Genomic DNA, 18,239 nt, shown 5'->3' on the forward strand with positions numbered 1-18,239 from the left:
GCCTAGGCGGCGAGGACCACCGTTTCCTCGGGGCTCAGGCCCAGCGAGGCCTGCGCCTGCCGCCGCCGCTCGCACACCATCCGTTGCATCGCGTAATAATGTTGCGCCGGGTTGCGGGCCGCCCCGGCGGGCATCGCCGGGTCGCTGAGCAGCGTCTTCTCGACGTGCGGCCAGCCCTTGCGCGCGGCGCGGTCGTAGGCCGGCTGCCCGACCCGCAGCAGCGCCGTCACGACCGCCGCCGCCTTGTGCTTCAGCGGCCAGGCGAGCGCGGTCGTCGCCGCGTCGACCTCCGCGCCCCAGCGCTCCTCGAACCAGCCGAGGTGCGCCGCGAACAGCCCGTGCGCCTCGTCCCCCGCGTGCGCCGCGACCAGCGCCGCTGGAAGCCGCGCCAGTGCCTCGTCGCGAAGCCCCGGGGTGTGCATCAGCCGATAGGCGACCACCATCTCTTGGCAGCGATCGCGGTCGATTGCCGCCAGCGCCGCGCCAAACGCGTCGCAGCGGCCGACCAGCGCCTCGCTCGCCTCGCGCCCGATCCGCCAGCGCGCGCGCCGCGCCGCCGCCTTCATCGCCGCGACCGCCGGGTTGAGCCCGACCGCCCCGGCCCCGGCGAGCAGCGCATAGCCGTGCCGCCCGCCGCTGCAATCGTAGAGGTGGTGATAGGCGATCGCGCGCTGCACCAGATCGCGCGGGCTCCCCGCGAGCGCGGCGGCTTCTTCGCCCAGTTGCTCGACTAGCCCGGCCCGGGTCGACGCGATCAGATCCATGACCCCTGTTAGCCGACGATTTTTACCAAGGCGTTAGCGAACTGACTCGGTCCGTCGCGTCCGCGCCGGGAAAATCTCGTGCGATTGCAATTCTGAACCGCGGTTCGGGTGCCGCCCTTGTTGCGGCTCAGAACGCCCCGGCATAATCGCCGTTGCCGACGAAGCCGAGCCGCTCGACCCCGTCGCGGCGCGCCATCGCCAGCACCGCGTCGACGGTGGCATAGGGGGCGTCCCCCGCCGGGGCGAGGTGGATTTCGGGCGCCTGTTCGCGCCGCGCGCTCGCCGACAAGGCTGCGTCGAGCGCGGCCATCCCGACCGGCTCGCCATTCCAGCGAAGGCCCCCGGCCCGGTCGATCCCTACCGTGTTGACCAGCGGGGCGATCCGCGGCGAGGGCGCCGCCTGCGGCAGGTCGAGCGGCACCTTGTGGGTCGCGGCGGGGACGGTCATGATCAGCATGACGAGCAGGACCAGCATGACGTCGATCAGCGGGGTGGTGTTGAGCTCGCTTATCGGAGCCGCCACCGGATCACCCAGGATTCGAGTCGTCGACATGTCACCCTCCTTCAATTGAGATGTTGTAACATCGCTCAAGCCGAACGGCATGTCCATCCGCAAATGAAAAGGGCGGCTCCCTCGCGGGAACCGCCCTTGTCTCAGCAACTGCAGACGTCGCTTAGAAAGCCGTCATATAGGCTTCGTTACCAACGAACCCCATCTTGGTGACGTTGGCTTCCTTGGTCACCGCGAGCACCTTGTCGACCAGTTCGTACTGGGCGTCGGGCTCGGGCTGGAGGTGAAGCTCGGGCACCGGGTTCATCTGCTGGCTGGCGTCGAGGAACTGCCGCAGCTGGACCAGGTTCACCGCCGCGCCGTTCCACAGGACCTGGCCCGCGGTGGTGATCACCACCTTGTTCTTGACCGGGTCGACCGGCGGCGGGGTCTGGTTCGCCTGGTTCTGCGGCAGGTCGAGCTTCACCGCGTGAGTCTGCGGCGGGATGGTGATGATCAGCATGATCAGGAGAACCAGCATGACGTCGATCAGCGGCGTCGTGTTGATCTCCATCATCGGCTCGCCGCCGCTGTTGTCGCTGGTGGTTTGCATCGCCATGGCGAAATTCCTTTACTTGCCGGCCAGCGAGGGCTGCGAGATGAAGCCGACGCGGGCGAAACCCGCCATCTGCATCGTGAACACCGTTCCGCCGATGCACTTGTACGGCGTGTTCTGGTCGCCCCGGATATGCGCTTCGGGCATGTTCTCGTCGTTGATGTTCTGCACGCCGCCGACGGCCGCGATCTGGTCCTTCAGCTTCTTCGCCGCGCGGTCGAGCAATTCCTTGCTGCTGACCTTCTGCAGGTTCCAGTAGACTTCGCAGGTGCCGCCGGGGCCGCCGCGAACCGACAGCGAGACGTTCTCGGGCTTGGTCTGCGTAACCTGGTACTTCACGTCGGGAAGCTTCACCGGCACCGTCTGGATGACGACCGGAACCGTGATCAAGAAGATGATCAGCAGCACCAGCATGACGTCCACGAGCGGCGTCGTATTGATGTCCGACATGGGGACATCGTCACCAGTCTCGCCGCCTACACTCATAGCCATGAGGGGATGTTCCTCTTCGTCTCAATGCACTTCGAACGAGGGGCCGATCGGCGCACGGCGCGTCGACCGGCCCTCAACGTTCTTACGACTGCTGACCGGTATTCGTCATGCCCGGACGCACCGGCTCGGTGCCGCGCGGGGTCGGCGCCGCCGGGGTGCGGGTCTGCGCGGTCTTGCTGACCGCCGGGGCGATCCCGATCGGCTTCACCGCGCCGTCCGAGGCGAGGTAGCCGTGGACGTCGTTGGTGAACGCGCCGAGGTCTTCCATGATCGTCTTGTTGCGGCGGATCAGCCAGTTGTAGGCGAGCACCGCCGGAACCGCGACGACGAGGCCGAGCGCGGTCATGATCAGCGCCTCGCCGACCGGGCCGGCGACGGTGGTGATCGATGCGTCGCCCGACGCACCGATCTTGATCAGCGCGCGGTAGATGCCGATGACGGTGCCGAACAGGCCGATGAACGGCGCGGTCGACCCGACGGTGGCGAGGAAGGCGAGGCCTTCACCGAGGCGCGCCGAAATGGCACCCTGCGAACGGGCGAGGCCGCCGGCGACCCACTCGTGCTGGTCGACCGGGTCGGTCAGCTTCGAGTGCTGGTCCTGCGCGACGAGCGCGTCGTCGACGATCGCGCGATAGGCGCTGCGGCCCTCGAGCTTGGTCGAGGCTTCCTTCAGGTTCGCCGAGTTCCAGAAGCTGGCGCGGACCTTCTTGCCCTGGTTGATGATCTTCTGCTGCTGGAGCAGCTTGGTGAACAGGATGTAGAAGCTGAACACCGACATGGTGACCAGGATGATGAACACGCTCCAGCTGATGATCCCGCCCTCGTGGAGGGCGTTCATCAGGCCGAAGTCCTTGCCGGCGGCGGCGGTTGGCGGAGTGGTCTGCATAGGTTGATCTTTCCTTGGTCGAGTTCGGTTTATGCTTGGAAGATTATTCGGCCGGGAGAACCCACTTGATCGCCCCCGAGGCGCTGCCGCTGACGGCCTGCCCGGCGGTGTTCATCGCGGGGGTGAAGCGCGCCCGGCGACGAAGGATGTTGCAAGTCGCCTGGTCGAGCGAACTCGAGCCGCTCGATCCGGTGACCTGGCAATCCGACACCCGGCCGTCGGGACCCACGGTCAGCGAGAAGCGCGTCGTCCCCTGCTGCTGCGCGTCCTGCGCCGCGGGCGGATAGTCGCTATCGGTGAAGTAGGAGGCGAGGTTCGCCTTGGCCTGCGCCGAGCGGTTCACCGGCGGCGGGGCCGGCGGCGCGGGCGGCGCGGGCTTGGCGGTCGGCGTGATGATCGGCGCCGGGGTCATCACCGGAGTCGTCTGGATCGGCGGGGCCGGGGTTTCCATCCGGACGAGCGGCGGCGGCGCGCTGATCTGCGGCGGCGGCGGAGTTTCGGTCTTCTGCGGGGGCGGCGGCTTTTCCTCGGGCGGAGGCGGCGGCTCGGTCACGTCGAAGGTCTTGAGGTCCTCGGCCGTCTTCTTGACGACGCTGAAGGCCAGACCGCTGACCAGGGCATAGCCGAGCGAGAACGTGATCAGCGCCGAGAAAATGATCGGCACCGTCCGGTTGTTGTTCAGCTGTCTGCGATTGGCATAGGACATACGTCCGCAACTCTCCTCGTTTCCCGATGATCCCGTCTCATACGCGCAAGGTACCGCATCGCAGCCCTTGAACGCCCAAGCCGGGACCGCCGATGTATCAACATATCATCGACAGAATGCGGGGCTTCTCTAATGAACGCCTAATGACCGCGCAACGAATTTTGTTCCGCGCCTGTCACTTCATCGCCGATGAACCTCGTTTCACCGGCGTCGGACCGGTGAACGACGCGATTTCGACCCCCACCCCGGCCGCGTCGGGATAGACGTCGGGCTTGACCGTGCGGATGCGAATCGCCTCCACTCCGCGCGCCTGCGCCAGCCGGTCGAACAGCGCGTGCGCCAGCGTCTCCTGCAGGTTGAACCGCCGCTCGGTCGCGATCCGCCGGATTTCCTCGACCACGAAGTCGTAGTTCCACGCCGACGCCTTGTCGTCGCGCGCCGGCGGACGGGTCAGCTCGTCGATCCAGATCTCGGCCGACACGAGCAGCCGCTGCGGGGTCCCAACCTCGAAATCGTGAAAGCCAATGTCGGCCATCACCTCGATCGAATCGATCACCAGCTTGCCCGAGCGAACCTTCAAATGGTCGGGGGTCATGCCGTCGAGTATCGGGCTGGTCATTTGGCCTCGTCGAGAAATTGCACGTCGCGGGGCAGCGCCATGAACCGCTGCCCGCCGTCGAGGACGAGCGTCTGGCCGGTCATCGCCGGCGAGTCGAGCAGGAATCGGACCGCCGCGACCAGCTCGTCGACCTCGACCCCGTGACGGAGCGGGTTGAACGCGTGGACCTTTTCGAATTCTTCGTCGCTCTGCTCGCCCGACGGGAGCATCAGCGCCGGGGCGACCGCGTTGACCCGAATGCCCTTGTCGGCGAGCGCGCGCGCCGCCACCTCGGTCAGCCCGGCAAGCGCATATTTGCTCAGCGTGTAGCTCAGGAAATCGGGGTTGGGCGCGGCGAGCTTGGCGTCGAGCACGTTGACCACCAGCGCCCTGCGCCCCGCCCCCGCGCCCGCCGCGTGCCGCCGCGCCAGCGCGTCGATCAGCAGCGCGGGCGCGCGCACGTTGATCGCCATGTGCTGCTCGAACTCGCCTGGATCGAGCCGCCCGAGCGCATCGTCGCCGAACCGCGCCGCGCAGTTGACCAGCAGGTCGACCGGCCCCCCGATCGCCGCGAACAGCGTCTCGCCGATGTCGGGCGCGGACAGGTCGCCGACCAGCCGCGTCGCGCCCTCGGCGACCGCGTCGTCGTTCGAATGGACGTGCGCGAATAGCCGCCAGCCGTCGGCGAGCAGCGCCTCGCTCACCCTGCGCCCGACGCGCTTCGACGCGCCGGTGACGAGCGCGGTTCGTAGATTGGCCATGGGCTTCGTCATCGCGGCCCGCTAGGGCAAAGGCAATGCCCGAAAGCAAGCCGCCCCTGCCCTTCGCCGGCCAGTCGCTTGGCCAGCTTGCCGCCGCGATCGAGGCCCGTGGCGGCGGCGCCCCGGTCGATCGCTGGAACCCCGCGCACTGCGGCGATTCGGGGATGCGCATCGCCCGCGACGGCACCTGGTTCCACCACGGCAGCCCGATTCCGCGCCCGGCGATGGTCCGGCTCTTCTCGACCGTGCTCCGCCGCGAGGCCGACGGCAGCCACGTCCTCGTCACCCCGGTCGAGAAATTGTCGATCGAGGTCGAATCGACCGCCTTCCGCGCGCTCGAGATGACCAGCGAGGGCGAGGGCGAGGCGCGCCGCCTCGCCTTCCGGCTCAACAGCGGCGACGTCGTCATCGCCGGCCCCGACCACCCGATCGCGATGAAGGACGGCACCCCCCGCCTCGCCGTCCGCCACGGCCTCGAGGCCGAGTTGTCGCGCCCGCTCTATTACGAGCTCGCCGAAATCGCGCTCGCCGAGGGCCGTGAGCCCCCCGGGGTGTGGTCGGACGGCGCCTTTTTCGCACTCGCCGAGCCCGGGCCGCCGCTGACGCCATGAGCCTTGCCGAGCGGCTCGCCGCCGCGCTCCGTCCCGCACCCGACGACTTGATCGAGGGCGACGGCCATTTGCTCGACGAGGCCGAGCCGCGCGACGCGGCGGTGCTGGTCGCGGTCACCGACCGGCCGCGCCCCGGGGTGATCCTGACCCAGCGCCGCGCCGACCTCCGCCTCCACGCCGGTCAGGTCGCCTTTCCCGGCGGCCGGATCGACGAAGGCGAGACTGCGCCGCAGGCCGCACTGCGCGAGGCCTGGGAAGAGATCGCGCTCGATCCCGCCGCGGTCGCGCTGGTCGCGGCAATCGACCGCTACCGCACCGTCACCGGCTATACCGTCACCCCGGTGCTCGCCGCGGTCCCGCCCGACCTGCCACTGGTCGCCAACCCGGGCGAGGTCGCCGACTGGTTCGAGGTCCCGCTCGACCACCTCCTCGACCCCGCCAACCAGCAGCGGCGCAGCGCCATGTTCCGCGGCGCCGAACGCCGCTATGTCGAGATCATGTGGCAGGACAAACGCATCTGGGGCGCGACCGCGGCGATGATCGTCAACCTGTCGCGACGGCTCGACTGGCGATGAGCGCGACGTCCGATAGCACGGCCCCCGCGCGCGTCGATCCCGACGCCTGGCTCGCGCGGCCCGGCATCCGCCGCCTGCTCGGCGCGCTCGACGCCGCCGAGGGAAGCTGCCGCTTCGTCGGCGGCGCGGTGCGCGACACGCTGCTCGGCCGCGCGATCGAGGACCTCGACCTCGCCACGCTCCATGTCCCCGACGCGGTCGTCTCGCGGCTGTCGGCGGCGCGGGTCAAGACCGTCCCGACTGGGATCGAGCATGGCACGATCACCGCCGTCTCGTCGGGCACGGTGGTCGAGGTGACGACACTCCGCTCGGACGTCTCGACCGACGGCCGCCGCGCGACGGTCGCCTTCACCGACGACTGGGCCGCCGACGCCTCGCGGCGCGACTTCACCATCAACGCGCTCTATGCCGACCCCTTCACCGGACAGATCTTCGACTATTTCGACGGGCTGGCCGACATCGCGGCGCGCCGGGTTCGCTTCATCGGCGACCCGCTCGCCCGGATCGCCGAGGATCATCTGCGGATCCTGCGCTTCTTCCGCTTCCACGCGCGCTTCGGCGCGGGCGCGCCCGATGCGGCCGGCCTCGCCGCCTGCGCCGCGCGCGCCAACGACCTGATGGCGCTGTCGCGCGAACGGATCGCCGACGAACTGACCAAGCTGCTCGCGGTGCCCGATCCCTCGCCGACCATCGCGATCATGCTGGACGCGGGCATCTTCGCCCCGGTGCTTCCCGAGATCGTCGCCGACGCCCCCGCGCGGATCGCCGCGCTGGCGCGGGCCGAGACCGAAGCCGGCGCGCGCCATGCCCCGCTCCGCCGCCTCGCCGCGATGCTCCCCCCCGACCCCGAACTCGCCACCGCGATCGCCGCGCGGCTCAAGCTGTCGAACAAGGCGAAGAAGCGGCTCGGTCTCGCGGTCGCCGCGCTCGATCCCGCCGAGAACCCGCGCGCGCTCGCCTATGCGGTCGGGACCGAGGCGGCGGTCGATCGACTGCTGCTCGCGGGCCGCCCAGTCGAGGCCGCCGACATCGCCGCCTGGCCGATCCCGCGGCTGCCGATCTCGGGCGGCGGCCTCATCGCGCGCGGCGTTCCCGAGGGCCCCGAGGTCGCGCGCACGCTCCGAGCGATCGACCGCGCGTGGGTCGCTGCCGGTTTTCCCACCGGTCCCGAATTCGACACGCTCGTCGATGCCGCTCTCCAGTCATGAGAAAGGGCGCCGGACGAACCCGTCCGACGCCCTCGATGCTGGTGAGATCGATCAGTAGCCGCCGATGCTGCCGATGATCGCCCCGATCGGGTTCACCCCGTAGTTCGAATAGCCGTAGGGCGAGGCATAGCCGTAGGACGGATAGCTGTATCCGTAACTCGGATAATTATAGCCGTAGCTCGAATAGCCGTAGCTGTAGCGCGGATAGCTGTAGCTCCGATACACCACCCGCGGCCGGTAGCTGACGTAGCGCGGCGCATAGCCGTAGCCCGAATAATAATTATAGGCGTAGGCGCGGTGGTGATGATGGCGGTGCCTCGCCTCGGCGGGCGAGGCGGTAAGCGCCACCGCGGCGACCGAGCTGGCGAGCAAAATCGGCTTGAACATCGTCTGTCTCCTCTGGTCGGCGCACGCTAAGGCGCCAGAATTGCAGGGGAAAACGTTTCCGCGCCGGACGGCGTTGCATCGATTCCGGGCAACGGGGCGAATCGAGCCGCCCGCGCGGCGACCGGCTCAGCCCCGCCGCCGGCTCCGCCAATAGTCGAGCGCCGCGTCAGCCTCGAGCGGGCGCGCGAAATAGAATCCCTGCCCACTCGCGCAGCCCAAGGCCGCCAGCGTCGTCGCCAGCTCGACGCTCTCGATGCCTTCGGCGGTGGTCGACATGCCGAGCGCGTCGGCCAGCCCCAGCACCGCGCGGACGATCGCCACGCTGTCGCGGTCGGTCAGCATGCCGGTGACGAAGCTGCGGTCGATCTTGAGCACGTCGATCGGCAGCCGCTGGAGATAGGCGAGGCTCGAATAGCCGGTGCCGAAATCGTCCATCGCCACCGTCGCGTCGAGCGCCTTCAAGGCCTCGAACACCTTGACCGCGCGCGCCGGGTCCTGGACGATCGAACTCTCGGTCAGCTCGATCGTCAGCCGGTCGCCGCTCAGCCCGCTGCTGCGCAGCGCGTCGCCGACCATCTCGGCGATATTGTCGCGCGCGACCTGGATCGCGCTGAGGTTGATCCCGACATGGACCGGCAGCGGCGCCCCCGCCTCGGCGTCCCATCGCGCCAGCGTCGCCGCCGCCTTGTCGGTCGCCCACCGCCCGAGCTGGAGGATCAGCCCGCTCTCCTCGGCGACCGGGATGAACTCGGTCGGGCTAATCTCGCCGCGCTCCTCGTGGGTCCAGCGCGCCAGCGCCTCGAACCCGCTCACCTCGCCGGTCTCGAGGTTGATCAGCGGTTGGTAGAACAGCTCGAGCTGGTCGCGGTCGAGCGCGCGCCGAAGCTCGGTCTCGATCGAAAAGCGCCGCCGCGCCGCGCTCGCCTCGCTCGGCTCGTAGACCTGCGGCCGCCCGGCCAGCTTGGCCTGCTTGACCGCGAACTGGGCCGATCGGAACAGCTCCTCGGGATCGCTGCTCTGCTCGGTCAGCGCCAGCCCGATCGCGCACTCGACCCGGATCTCGAGCTCGCCGAGCCGGAACGGCGCGGTCAGCACCTCGCGGATCCGCTCGGCGGCGGCCATCGCCTGCTCCACCCCGGTCTCGATCCGCGCGAGCACGCCGAACTCGTTGCCCCCGGTGCGCGCCAGCACGTCGCCGCTGCGAAGCGTCGATTTCAGCCGCCGCGCGAGCGTGATCAGCAGCTCGTCGCCCGCCATCGAGCCCATCGACTCGTTGATTCGCGAAAAACGGCGCATGTCGACCACCAGCACCGCGTGGCGCGCGTCCTCCTCGCCGATCGCCGTCTCGATCAGGTCGGCGAAACCCTGCCGGTTGGGCAACCCGGTCAGGCTGTCGAGCAGCATCTCGGCGCGAAGCGTGCGTTCGGCCATCACCTCAGGCGTACGATCGACCACGCTCATCAGGCAGCGCGGCGCGCCCCCCGCCCCGCTTCGCGCGAGCGGCGACAGCTTGAGCTTCAGGTAGCGCCTTGCCACCCCATCGCCGTCGACCAGCTCCATCTCGTCGGGCGCCCCCGCCGGGTCGGCGAGGAAGGCGCGCGCGAACGCGCCGCCCGGCCCGGCCTCGTAGCGCTTGAAGGTCGCCATGAACGTCTCGGGCGCCCCCGCGCATCCCGACAGGTCGAGGAAGCGGCGGTTGATCCCCTCGATCCACAATCTGCCGTCGTTCAGCGTGAAGATCGCCGCCCCGATCGGCAGTGCCGCGAGCAGCGCGCCGTCCTCGCCGCCAAGCCGCAGCAGGTCCTCCTCCGAAATCGAGGATAGGCGTGCGCCGTCGGGCGCGGCCGGGCGATACGCGTCAGCCGTCATCAACCTACGCGTTAAACGGTTCGGGTTAACGACTTGCCTACGGCGCCTCGGCAACGGCGGGAAGCGCGACATAGCTCTGCCCCATGCCCCCCACGGTCACCTTCTGCTGCGCCGCGCGGTAGTCGCCGGCCTGCGCGAAAAAGATGTTCGGCACGAAGGTCTGCGGGTTGCGATCGTAGAGGGGGAACCAGCTCGACTGCACCTGCACCATGATCCGGTGACCGGGCAGGAAGACGTGGTTCACCGCCGGCAGCGCGAAGTCGTAGGCCAGGGGCACGTTGGGGGTCAGCGGCTGCGGATTGGCGAACGACTGGCGATAGCGCCCGCGGAAAATCTCCATCGCCACCGGGAACTGGTAGCCGCCCATCGCCAGCCGCCCGCCGGTCATCGCCGCCGGGTAGACGTCGATCAGCTTGACCACCCAGTCGCTGTCGGTGCCGCTGGTCGAGGCGTTGAGGTGGACCGCCGGGATCCCGCTGACGCTGGTCGCGCGCGTCAGCGGCGCGGTCTGGAAGGTCAGCACATCGGGCCGCCCCGACGCCTCGCGCTGGTCGGTGGTCAGCCACGCCTTCCAATGGTCGTCGTCATAGCCGCTCGCCCGCGTCGGGCGCGGGACATAGGTCACCGGGTGCATCGGGTCGGAGACATAGTCGGCGGTCTGCGCCGCCGCGCTCGGCTGCCAGCCGAGGCTGCCGTTCGGGCCGAGGTAGAGCGCGCGCGAACCCGCCCCCGCCTGCGGCCCGCCGTCGGCCGACCAGTCGTCCTTGCGCTGCCAGACGTTGGTGCCCGACTGGAAGGCGGTGACCCGCGCCACGTCCATCGGCGCGTCCTTGAGATAATGCGCGAGGAACGGCGCGAGCACCTGGTGCCGCCACCATTTCGAGGTGTCGCTGTCCCATTCGATCTGCCCGGTACGGCTGCCCGGGTCGATCCCCTGCCCATGGTACCAGGGCCCCATCGTCAGGTAGAGGTTGGCGCGGTTGGCCGGGTTGGCGTCGAGCGCCTTCCACACCCGCTGCGCGCCCCAGATGTCCTCGGCGTCCCACAGCGAATGGACCAGCATCGTCGGCACCGTCAGCGGCGCGCGCGCCAGGATCCTGTCCATCGCCTGGCTCGACCAGAAGCTGTCGTAGGCGGGGTGGCTCGAAACCTGTTTCCAGAAGCCGACCTGGTCGATCCCGTGCCGCCGCGCGAATTCGCCGACCGAGACGGCATCGATGAACTCGGGATAGACGTCATAGCCCTGGTAACTCGTCTGCAGGTGCGTATCGCGGGTCGCCTGCTGGCCGAAGATATAGTCGACGTTGACCTGCCGGAACGCGCCGTTGTGGAACCAGTCGTCGCCCATCCAGCCGTCGACCATCGGGTTCATCGGCACCGCGACCTTGAGCGCGGGGTGCGGGTTCACCAGCGGCGCGAGCGCCTCGTAGCCGTCGTAGCTGATGCCGATCACCCCGACCCGCCCGTTGCTCTCGGGTACGTGCTTCGACAGCCAGTCGATCGTGTCGTAGGCGTCGGTCGAATCGTCGACCTTGGTCGGGTTGAGCGGATTGCCGACCAGCGGCCGGTTCATCACATAGGTCCCCTGCGACCCGTACATGCCGCGAATGTCCTGGACCACGCGGATATAGCCGCCCTCGGCATAGATGTCGGCGGCATTGTCGTAGGCGTCCATCGCGGTCGCATAGTCGCCGCTGTTGTGGACGTTGGTCATCCCGTCGGCATTGTAGGGGGTGCGGGTGAGGATCATCGGCGCCCCGCGCGCGCCGTTCGGCACGAGGATCACCGTGTGCAGCCTGACCCCGTCGCGCATCGGGATCTCGACCGTCCGCCGGGTGTAGTTGGCGCCGTAGGTATCGGGCCGCACCGTCTTCGGCCGCTCGTCATAGACCTGCGCGATCGCCGGCGTGGCGACCCCCAGCATCAGCACCGCCGCCACCATCGCCTTGCGCATGTTCCTGTCCCCTACCCGCGCGGCGACTCACCCTTGGTTCAGGGGCACCGGCTCGAAGCGATTGCTACGCGGAAATCCGTTGGGCGCAATCCGCCCGCTCGCCCCGCGGATCGCGCGCCACGGGGTGAGATCGGTCTCGCTCCGCACCCGTCCCCCATCGCCGCCCATCGGCCACGAGATCCCCGCCTCGATGGTGAAGGCCATCGCATCGGCCAGCCCCCCGTCGCGGTAGCGCTGCAGCTGAACCCCCGACCCGCGCCCAAGCTCGGGCAGCTCGGCCAGCTTGAATACCAGGAGCTTCCTGTTCTCGCCGATCACCGCGACCCCGTCGGCGCCAGCCGGCACCGGCTTCAACACCGCCAGCTTCGCCTTGTCACGCAGGTTCATCAGCTGCTTGCCCTTGCGCGTCTCGGCCAGCACCGCCTCGCCGCTGGTGACGAACCCGCGCCCGTCGCTGCTCGCCGCCAGCAGCCGCGCCTCGGGCCGCACCACCAGCATCGCCACGATCTCCGCCTCGGCCTCGAGATCGACGCTCAGCCGCACCGGTTCCCCGAACCCGCGCCCGCCCGGCAGCTTGTCGCCGCCCAGCGTGAACACCCGCCCGTTATCCGCCGCGATCAGGATGCGGTCGGTGGTCTGCGCATGGATCGGCAGCCCCCACAGCTCGTCCCCCTCGCGGAACTTGAGGCTGTCATACTCCGCCGCCGCCAAATGCCCGCGCATCGCCCGGATCCACCCGCGCTGCGACAGGATCACCGTGATCGGCTCCTTCGCGATCATCTGGCTCCAGTCGAGCTCGCGCGCCGGCGCGCTCTCCACCACCATCGTCCGCCGCGCGTCCCCCTCGTACGCCGCCTTCAGCGCCGCCAGGTCCTTCTTCAGCCGCGTCCGCTGCCGCGCCGGGCTCTCGATAAGCGCGCTAAGCCCCTCGCGCTCCTTCGCCAGCGCATCCCTCTCGCGCCCCAGCTCCATCTCTTCGAGCTTCCGGAGCGACCGCAGCCGCATGTTGAGGATCGCCTCGGCCTGCCGCTCGGTCAGGTCGAACTCGGCGATCATCACCGCCTTCGGCTCGTCCTCGGTCCGGATGATCTCGATCACCCGGTCGAGGTTGAGGAACGCCTTCAGATACCCCTCGAGCAGCTCCATCCGCTCGTCGATCTTGCCGATCCGCGTCGCCGCGCGCCGCACCAGCACCCCGATCTGGAACTCGAGCCACGCCAGCAGCGCCTGTTTCAGGCTCATCACCCCCGGCGTCCGGTCCTTGTCGAGCACGTTGAGGTTGAGCGGGAACCGCACCTCCAGCTCGGAGAGCTTGTACAGGCTCTCCTCGAGCAGCGCCGGGTCTACCGTCCGGCTCCTCGGCTCGAGCACGATCCGCAGATCCTCCGCGCTCTCGTCCTTCACGTCGGCCAGGATCGGCAGCTTCTTGTTCGCGATCAGCTCGGCGATCGCCTCGATCAGCTTGCCCTTCTGCACCCCATAGGGGATCTCGGTGACCAGCAGGTGCCACCCGCCCCCCTTCTCCGCCACCTTCTCGATCTTCGCGCGCAGCCGGAACGAGCCCCGCCCGCTCGCATAGGCCGCCGCGATCGTCTCGGACGTGTCGACCAGCACGCCCCCTGTCGGAAAGTCCGGCCCGGCGACGAAGTCCATCAGCGCCCGGTCCTCGGCCCCCGGGTTGTCGATCAGGTGGCTCGCCGCCTCGATCAGCTCGCCGACGTTGTGCGGCGGGATCGAACAGGCCATCCCCACCGCGATCCCGCTCGCCCCGTTGGCGAGCAGGTTGGGGAACAGCCCCGGGAACACCTCGGGCTCCTCCTCCTCGCCGTTGTAGGTGGGGCGGTAGTCGACCGTCCCCTCGTCGAGCCCGGCCATCAGCCGCGTCGCGGTCGCGGTCATCCGCGCCTCGGTATAGCGGTAGGCGGCGGCATTATCCCCGTCGATGTTGCCGAAATTGCCCTGCCCGTCGACCAGCGGGTACCTGAGCGCCCAGTCCTGCGACAGCCGCACCATCGCGTCATAGACCGACGCGTCCCCGTGCGGGTGATATTTGCCGATCACGTCCCCGACGACCCGCGCCGACTTCTTGTAGGCCCCGGTCGGGTCGAGCCGCAGCGCCCGCATCGCCCACAGCAGGCGGCGGTGGACGGGCTTGAGGCCGTCGCGCACGTCGGGGAGCGAGCGGGCGGTGATGGTGGAGAGGGCGTAGACGAGGTAGCGGTTGCTGAGCTCGGCATCGAAGGGGGAGTCGATGACGCTTAGGTCGGGGGAATCGGTCATGGGGGTGGGTTAGCGCGGTTCGTTATTTGCGGGGAAGCGGGAATGGACCCTCGCGGGATATTGGAGCGAAATCGGACAACTTCGCTCACAGCTGCAATCACTGTTAGTCGAGCTTGAACCATCTAGCTGAAAATTGTTCCGGACTAATCCCTTTGAGATCAAAGAAACCCTGCGAATCGCCCCCTCCTTCACAGACAAATTTCCATTTACTCTCGCCAATACTATCGGGGATTACGTATGATGAATTTTGAGAATATGTAGAGATACTCTCTGAATTCTTCAGGACGTCGTTGTTTCCATAGTTGGCGTACGCAATGAGGGTCATGGAGCGAGAATTGCAGTCATAACGATAGAGCGACTTGATTTTGCGGACGCCATTTTCGTCGACATGCTGCTTAATCGTGAAAGCCCAGGCAGTTCGGAAGCTTCCGCTTTCCGACACGCTCTCCTTATCGATGAATTCCGTTGTTTTGTTTGGCGCTCCACTCGATGCAACAAACCACCAATCAGATGCGAAAGCCTGAGTAGGTGAAGCCATGAGGGCAAATAAAAGGACTGATGCTCTCATATCACGGCCCTTCAACGGAGTTGACGTTCAGGGGTGCAGCAGCGGTCTCAACACCAGTCGCCACAAAACAGCTAAATCGCACTGATCCCGGCAACCTCTCAAGCCCGATTGCGCCACCGCCTTGCGCTGTCTCACCCTCTTTGAATGCGAGGTTGGGGTAGATTTGGCGCAGTTGAGTCCTGACGTCGCCAATTGGATTAGCAAAGTCGAGTTGGATGGCCCTGCCGTCATTCCAGTCTAAGGCCCGAAGCTGACGAAGTTCTAGGTTATGCCAAGTCAAACCTAGTGGCAGCGCACGGACTACGGTTCCCGCCTTGTCACCTATTGATCGAGATGATGGCTCTACCTGTCTGTCGGTTCCCGGAATGGTGATCAGATTGGCCACCGCGCCACTGCCGTCACCAGCCTTCAATTTCGCGAGCAAGCCAGCCAAAGTCTCGTTAGGTTCGCAGCTGGTAAGATCTGTAAAGCCAATCTCGCCCTGCTGTACGAGCTTCCGCGAAATAGGTTTGTCCGACTCACTTGGTGGTGACTTCGAACGGTTGACGACGCTATCCCATACGGTGACGCCAACAACTAAGCCGGCAACGATAGCTATGGCCACAAATGGCAGGCGACGATCTTTCCAAATCGATGAGACTGTGCCGTCGCTTCCGCTTTCGGACATCTGTTTGAGGATGCGCGCCTTTTCGTTCGCAAATTCTTCCTCCGATAAAACTCCATCCTTATGAAGAGTAGCCAAACGTTGAAGTGATTCGATATGGTCAGTCATGGGGGGCAGGAAATCATGGGATCGAACGGGCAGCAAGACACGATATCAAGACTGACAAACGCGATTCGCGTAGCTGCCCTCTGTTGCACAGCGTTAGCTTGTAATCACTCCAATCAATCCAATTCCCAAGATTCAAATACAAGTTCGGAGGCTGGCACGGCGAACGCAGAATATGCGGATACTGCCATCACTTCCTTCGAAAAAAAGGCGCTCAATGATGTCAGCGCTATTAAAAAGTTGGCAAATGACAACGCCGCCGCCCAATCTCTAGTGTCAAAGGCGATGCAGTCGTCGCTGTTCGATCCCGCGAGCGCCACCTACCTCAATTTGCGGACATCCGCGAGCGGAGACATTTGTGGAAAAGTGAACGCCAAAAACCGTTTCGGCGCCTACGTTGGCTATAAAGATTTCGTACTGCTGAAACGCGGCGGGCTTTATATCAGCGATTTCAACGACGGCTTAGATTCGACGCCAAATAACTCATTTGCGCTTTTCTATGCTTGGAGTTGCGCGACTGTGCCGGAACGAACAGCATTCTACGCGAGAGTAGCACCCCAGTCATCTGAACTGCCGACAACCCAGCCCGATCAGACTGAATCTGAACCGGACTCGGTGCTCGACGCTCCGATCGCCAAAGAAACGCCAAGCGTTCCGTCGACATAATGCTCCGGTAAGCCGTCACGGAGTAAATCCGTGACGTCAGTCGGGTTCGCTGCGCGACCCGCTGGCCGGGCAAATTTCGGCTCTGCGCGCTGCCTCCCGATTGCTGCGCAATCGCTCGCCTGCCCTCGGCGAAATTTGCGCTGTCCTACAACGAACCTTTTGGGTTAGGGTGGGTTATGGACAGGCGTGGGTTTCCTGAGGCGTTGCCTTATGATTTTTCGGTCGATCCCGACGCGGGGATGCCCGCGCCGCCGTCGTTCACGCCGGTGCCGATGCTGCGCAACCGGCGCGGCGGGTGGACGCCGGGCAAGCAGCGGGCCTTCATTGCCGCCTTGTGCCAATGGGGTTCGGTCGGGCGTGCGGCGCAGGCGGTGGGGATGAGTGCGCGCAGCGCTTACCGGCTGCTTGACCGGGACGGGTGCGAGAGTTTCGCGCGGGCGTGGGACAAGGCGGTCGACCACGCCCGCGAGCGCGCCCGCGCCGACAGTCTCGACCGCGCGCTCCACGGTCATTTCGTCCCCGTCTACCGCAAGGGCCGGCTGGTCCGGGTCGAACATCGCCACAACACCCGCCTCGCGGTCGCGCTGCTCTCCAATCAGACCGCGCACCTCGACAAGGACGTCGCCTACGAGGTGCGCAACGCCGCGCAGATCCGCGCCGACAACAAGGCGGTGTGGCGCACCGACGCCGCGATCCTCGGCCAGCTGAAGGCGATCCGCGAGGCCAGGGCGATGCTCGCCGAGGCCGAGGCGCTCGCCGCCCAGGCGCGCCACCGCGCGCAGGCCACGCGCGGCCCCCGCATCTCGGGGATCTGAGCCTCCTCCCCCTCGCGTAAGGTCACGAAAAAGTCCGGTCTGACGCTGGCTTTTGCGACCTTAAGAAAAAGGGCCCGGCGTTTCCGCCGGGCCCTCTCCCTTTGTCAGCCTTGAGGTGGCTTAGCCACGCTCACCGGCAGCCGGCGGGGCCGGCGGCGGCGGCGGCGGCGGCGGCGGCGCCGGGCAGGTCGCCGTGGCGTCGATCACCGTGCCGTCGGGGCAGGTCTGGGTCGCCGGAGCCGGGGGCGGCGGCGGCGGGGGCGGCGGCGGGGGCGGCGGAGCCGCTTCCGGCGTCGCGAAGTTGTACACCAGGCTGGCGAGCAGCGAGTGCGACTTGAAGCGGCTGTAGCCGTCCTGATACGTGCCGGTCGAATCGACGTACGTGTCACGCAGCTTGTTGCCGTTGAAGTAGCGATACTTCAGGCCGAGATCGAGGTTCGGGCTCACCGCGTAGCGAACGCCCGCGATGATCTGCCACGCAAAGCCGCCCTTGCTGGCCGAAACCGACTGGGTGACGTTGTTGGTGTCGACATAGTCGACCGTCGCCTTGGTCTTGGCATAGCCGATACCCGGGCCGGCGTAGAAGCCGAAGCCTTCGCCGCCGGTGTCGAACAGCGCGTTGACCATCGCCGAATAGACGCTGGTGTGACCGCTGCCCGGGACGGTGTAGGCGGTGCCGTAGTCGACGGTGTACCGCTTGTGGCTGGCGCGCTTGTAGCCAAGCTCGCCTTCGAGACGGAACATGCCGAAGTCGTAGCCGATGATACCGTCAATGTCGTAACCGGTCTTGTACTTGACGTTCAGATAGTCGTTGTACGTGACGACAGTGCCGGTGGTCGGCGTGAAGACCTGCGAGGCGTGCTGGGTCTGCGGGAAGAGGACGCCGCCCTCGATGCCCACATACATGCTGCCGTCGCGGGCCGCGGCGGGGGCCGCGGCCGCGGCGGTCGCCAGCAGCGCTGCGGTGAGATAACGCTTCATTTATATTACTCCCTCGATGGTGAGTTCGTCCGACGGCTTGAATGTCGTCGACACGACCCTCGCAAAGATCGGCCAATTGATTGGTTCCGAACCGGATTTTTCGACATGACGATACTGTTGCAGGCGTGCATCACTCCAGATTGCCCTGAAAATGCTGCACGTGCGAAGTTTTCGCCGGGTTTCAGCCGCTTAGGCGGGTTCCTTCGAGCGCGGCGAGCCCAGGTCGCGGGAAGGAGAAAAACA

The 18,239-nt window shown here is 67.0% G+C and carries 20 protein-coding genes; 5 read left to right on the plus strand and 15 right to left on the minus strand.

The features are described 5' to 3' along the window. Nucleotides 1-2 precede the first annotated feature (2 nt). The 8 genes from ABDK56_RS03630 to ABDK56_RS03665 all read right to left on the minus strand — a co-directional run bounded on the left by ABDK56_RS03630 (nt 3) and on the right by ABDK56_RS03665 (nt 5,325). Nucleotides 3-764 carry a hypothetical protein gene (locus tag ABDK56_RS03630; protein ID WP_349806742.1) on the minus strand — a complete coding sequence of 254 codons (762 nt, stop codon included), beginning with the start codon at nt 762-764 and terminating at the stop codon, nt 3-5. A 127-nt stretch (nt 765-891) separates the two neighbouring features. After that, entirely contained in the window at nt 892-1,317 is a 426-nt protein-coding gene (locus ABDK56_RS03635) for an ExbD/TolR family protein (protein WP_349806743.1), read from the minus strand. A gap of 121 nt (nt 1,318-1,438) precedes the next feature. Beyond that, complete coding sequence (locus tag ABDK56_RS03640; protein WP_502959253.1) at nt 1,439-1,873, minus strand: ExbD/TolR family protein; 435 nt, start codon at nt 1,871-1,873, stop codon at nt 1,439-1,441. A 12-nt stretch (nt 1,874-1,885) separates the two neighbouring features. Continuing rightward, nucleotides 1,886-2,362 carry an ExbD/TolR family protein gene (locus ABDK56_RS03645; protein ID WP_349806744.1) on the minus strand — a complete coding sequence of 159 codons (477 nt, stop codon included), beginning with the start codon at nt 2,360-2,362 and terminating at the stop codon, nt 1,886-1,888. A gap of 82 nt (nt 2,363-2,444) precedes the next feature. After that, nucleotides 2,445-3,248, minus strand: a complete 804-nt coding sequence (locus tag ABDK56_RS03650) for a MotA/TolQ/ExbB proton channel family protein (RefSeq protein ID WP_349806745.1) — start codon at nt 3,246-3,248, stop codon at nt 2,445-2,447. Nucleotides 3,249-3,291: 43 nt separating this feature from the next. Then, nucleotides 3,292-3,912, minus strand: a complete 621-nt coding sequence (locus ABDK56_RS03655) for an energy transducer TonB (protein WP_349806746.1) — start codon at nt 3,910-3,912, stop codon at nt 3,292-3,294. 217 nt (nt 3,913-4,129) lie between these two features. After that, the gene (locus ABDK56_RS03660; protein ID WP_349806747.1) at nt 4,130-4,573 is read right to left on the minus strand and encodes a dihydroneopterin aldolase; all 444 of its coding nucleotides are present in this window, start codon (nt 4,571-4,573) and stop codon (nt 4,130-4,132) included. Continuing rightward, nucleotides 4,570-5,325: an SDR family oxidoreductase gene (locus ABDK56_RS03665; RefSeq protein ID WP_349806748.1), complete on the minus strand. Its 756-nt coding sequence runs from the start codon at nt 5,323-5,325 to the stop codon at nt 4,570-4,572. Before ABDK56_RS03665 ends, ABDK56_RS03660 begins: the two co-directional genes overlap by 4 nt. Before the next feature lie 23 nt (nt 5,326-5,348). Here ABDK56_RS03665 and ABDK56_RS03670 point away from each other — a divergent pair, with 23 nt between their 5' ends. From ABDK56_RS03670 to ABDK56_RS03680, 3 genes are read left to right on the plus strand one after another with little or no spacing between them, the layout of a single operon-like run. Then, nucleotides 5,349-5,924 (plus strand): DUF1285 domain-containing protein, encoded by a 576-nt coding sequence (locus ABDK56_RS03670; RefSeq protein WP_349806749.1) that lies wholly within the window; start codon nt 5,349-5,351, stop codon nt 5,922-5,924. Further along, complete coding sequence (locus tag ABDK56_RS03675) at nt 5,921-6,499, plus strand: CoA pyrophosphatase (protein WP_349806750.1); 579 nt, start codon at nt 5,921-5,923, stop codon at nt 6,497-6,499. Before ABDK56_RS03670 ends, ABDK56_RS03675 begins: the two co-directional genes overlap by 4 nt. Then, nucleotides 6,496-7,707 (plus strand): CCA tRNA nucleotidyltransferase, encoded by a 1,212-nt coding sequence (locus ABDK56_RS03680; RefSeq protein ID WP_349806751.1) that lies wholly within the window; start codon nt 6,496-6,498, stop codon nt 7,705-7,707. The genes ABDK56_RS03675 and ABDK56_RS03680 overlap by 4 nt, the downstream gene beginning before the upstream one ends. Nucleotides 7,708-7,758: 51 nt before the next feature. On the opposite strand, the gene ABDK56_RS03685 is transcribed toward ABDK56_RS03680, so the two are convergent. From ABDK56_RS03685 to ABDK56_RS03705, 6 genes are all read right to left on the minus strand, one after another. Next, nucleotides 7,759-8,094, minus strand: a complete 336-nt coding sequence (locus ABDK56_RS03685) for a hypothetical protein (protein WP_349806752.1) — start codon at nt 8,092-8,094, stop codon at nt 7,759-7,761. Nucleotides 8,095-8,220: 126 nt separating this feature from the next. Beyond that, on the minus strand, nt 8,221-9,963 hold the full coding sequence (locus ABDK56_RS03690) for a putative bifunctional diguanylate cyclase/phosphodiesterase (RefSeq protein WP_349806753.1): 1,743 nt from the start codon (nt 9,961-9,963) through the stop codon (nt 8,221-8,223). A 37-nt stretch (nt 9,964-10,000) separates the two neighbouring features. Further along, a complete protein-coding gene (locus ABDK56_RS03695; RefSeq protein WP_349806754.1) occupies nt 10,001-11,917 on the minus strand; it encodes a CocE/NonD family hydrolase in 1,917 nt (638 codons plus the stop codon). A gap of 27 nt (nt 11,918-11,944) precedes the next feature. After that, nucleotides 11,945-14,197, minus strand: a complete 2,253-nt coding sequence (parC, locus tag ABDK56_RS03700) for a DNA topoisomerase IV subunit A (RefSeq protein WP_349806755.1) — start codon at nt 14,195-14,197, stop codon at nt 11,945-11,947. Nucleotides 14,198-14,300: 103 nt separating this feature from the next. Next, entirely contained in the window at nt 14,301-14,765 is a 465-nt protein-coding gene (locus tag ABDK56_RS13125; RefSeq protein WP_502959254.1) for a surface-adhesin E family protein, read from the minus strand. Nucleotide 14,766: 1 nt separating this feature from the next. After that, the gene (locus ABDK56_RS03705; protein ID WP_349806756.1) at nt 14,767-15,537 is read right to left on the minus strand and encodes an SHOCT domain-containing protein; all 771 of its coding nucleotides are present in this window, start codon (nt 15,535-15,537) and stop codon (nt 14,767-14,769) included. Here ABDK56_RS03705 and ABDK56_RS03710 point away from each other — a divergent pair. Beyond that, nucleotides 15,526-16,200 (plus strand): hypothetical protein, encoded by a 675-nt coding sequence (locus ABDK56_RS03710; protein WP_349806757.1) that lies wholly within the window; start codon nt 15,526-15,528, stop codon nt 16,198-16,200. The two genes, ABDK56_RS03705 and ABDK56_RS03710, sit on opposite strands and share 12 nt — an antisense overlap. Nucleotides 16,201-16,403: 203 nt before the next feature. Then, complete coding sequence (locus ABDK56_RS03715) at nt 16,404-17,015, plus strand: hypothetical protein (protein WP_349806758.1); 612 nt, start codon at nt 16,404-16,406, stop codon at nt 17,013-17,015. 120 nt (nt 17,016-17,135) lie between these two features. On the opposite strand, the gene ABDK56_RS03720 is transcribed toward ABDK56_RS03715, so the two are convergent. Continuing rightward, nucleotides 17,136-17,996, minus strand: coding sequence for an outer membrane protein (locus tag ABDK56_RS03720; protein WP_349806759.1), 861 nt, complete (start codon nt 17,994-17,996; stop codon nt 17,136-17,138). Nucleotides 17,997-18,239: the final 243 nt, after the last annotated feature.

Source organism: Sphingomonas sp. ASV193 (assembly GCF_040203355.1).
In the GTDB taxonomy this organism is placed as follows: domain Bacteria; phylum Pseudomonadota; class Alphaproteobacteria; order Sphingomonadales; family Sphingomonadaceae; genus Sphingomicrobium.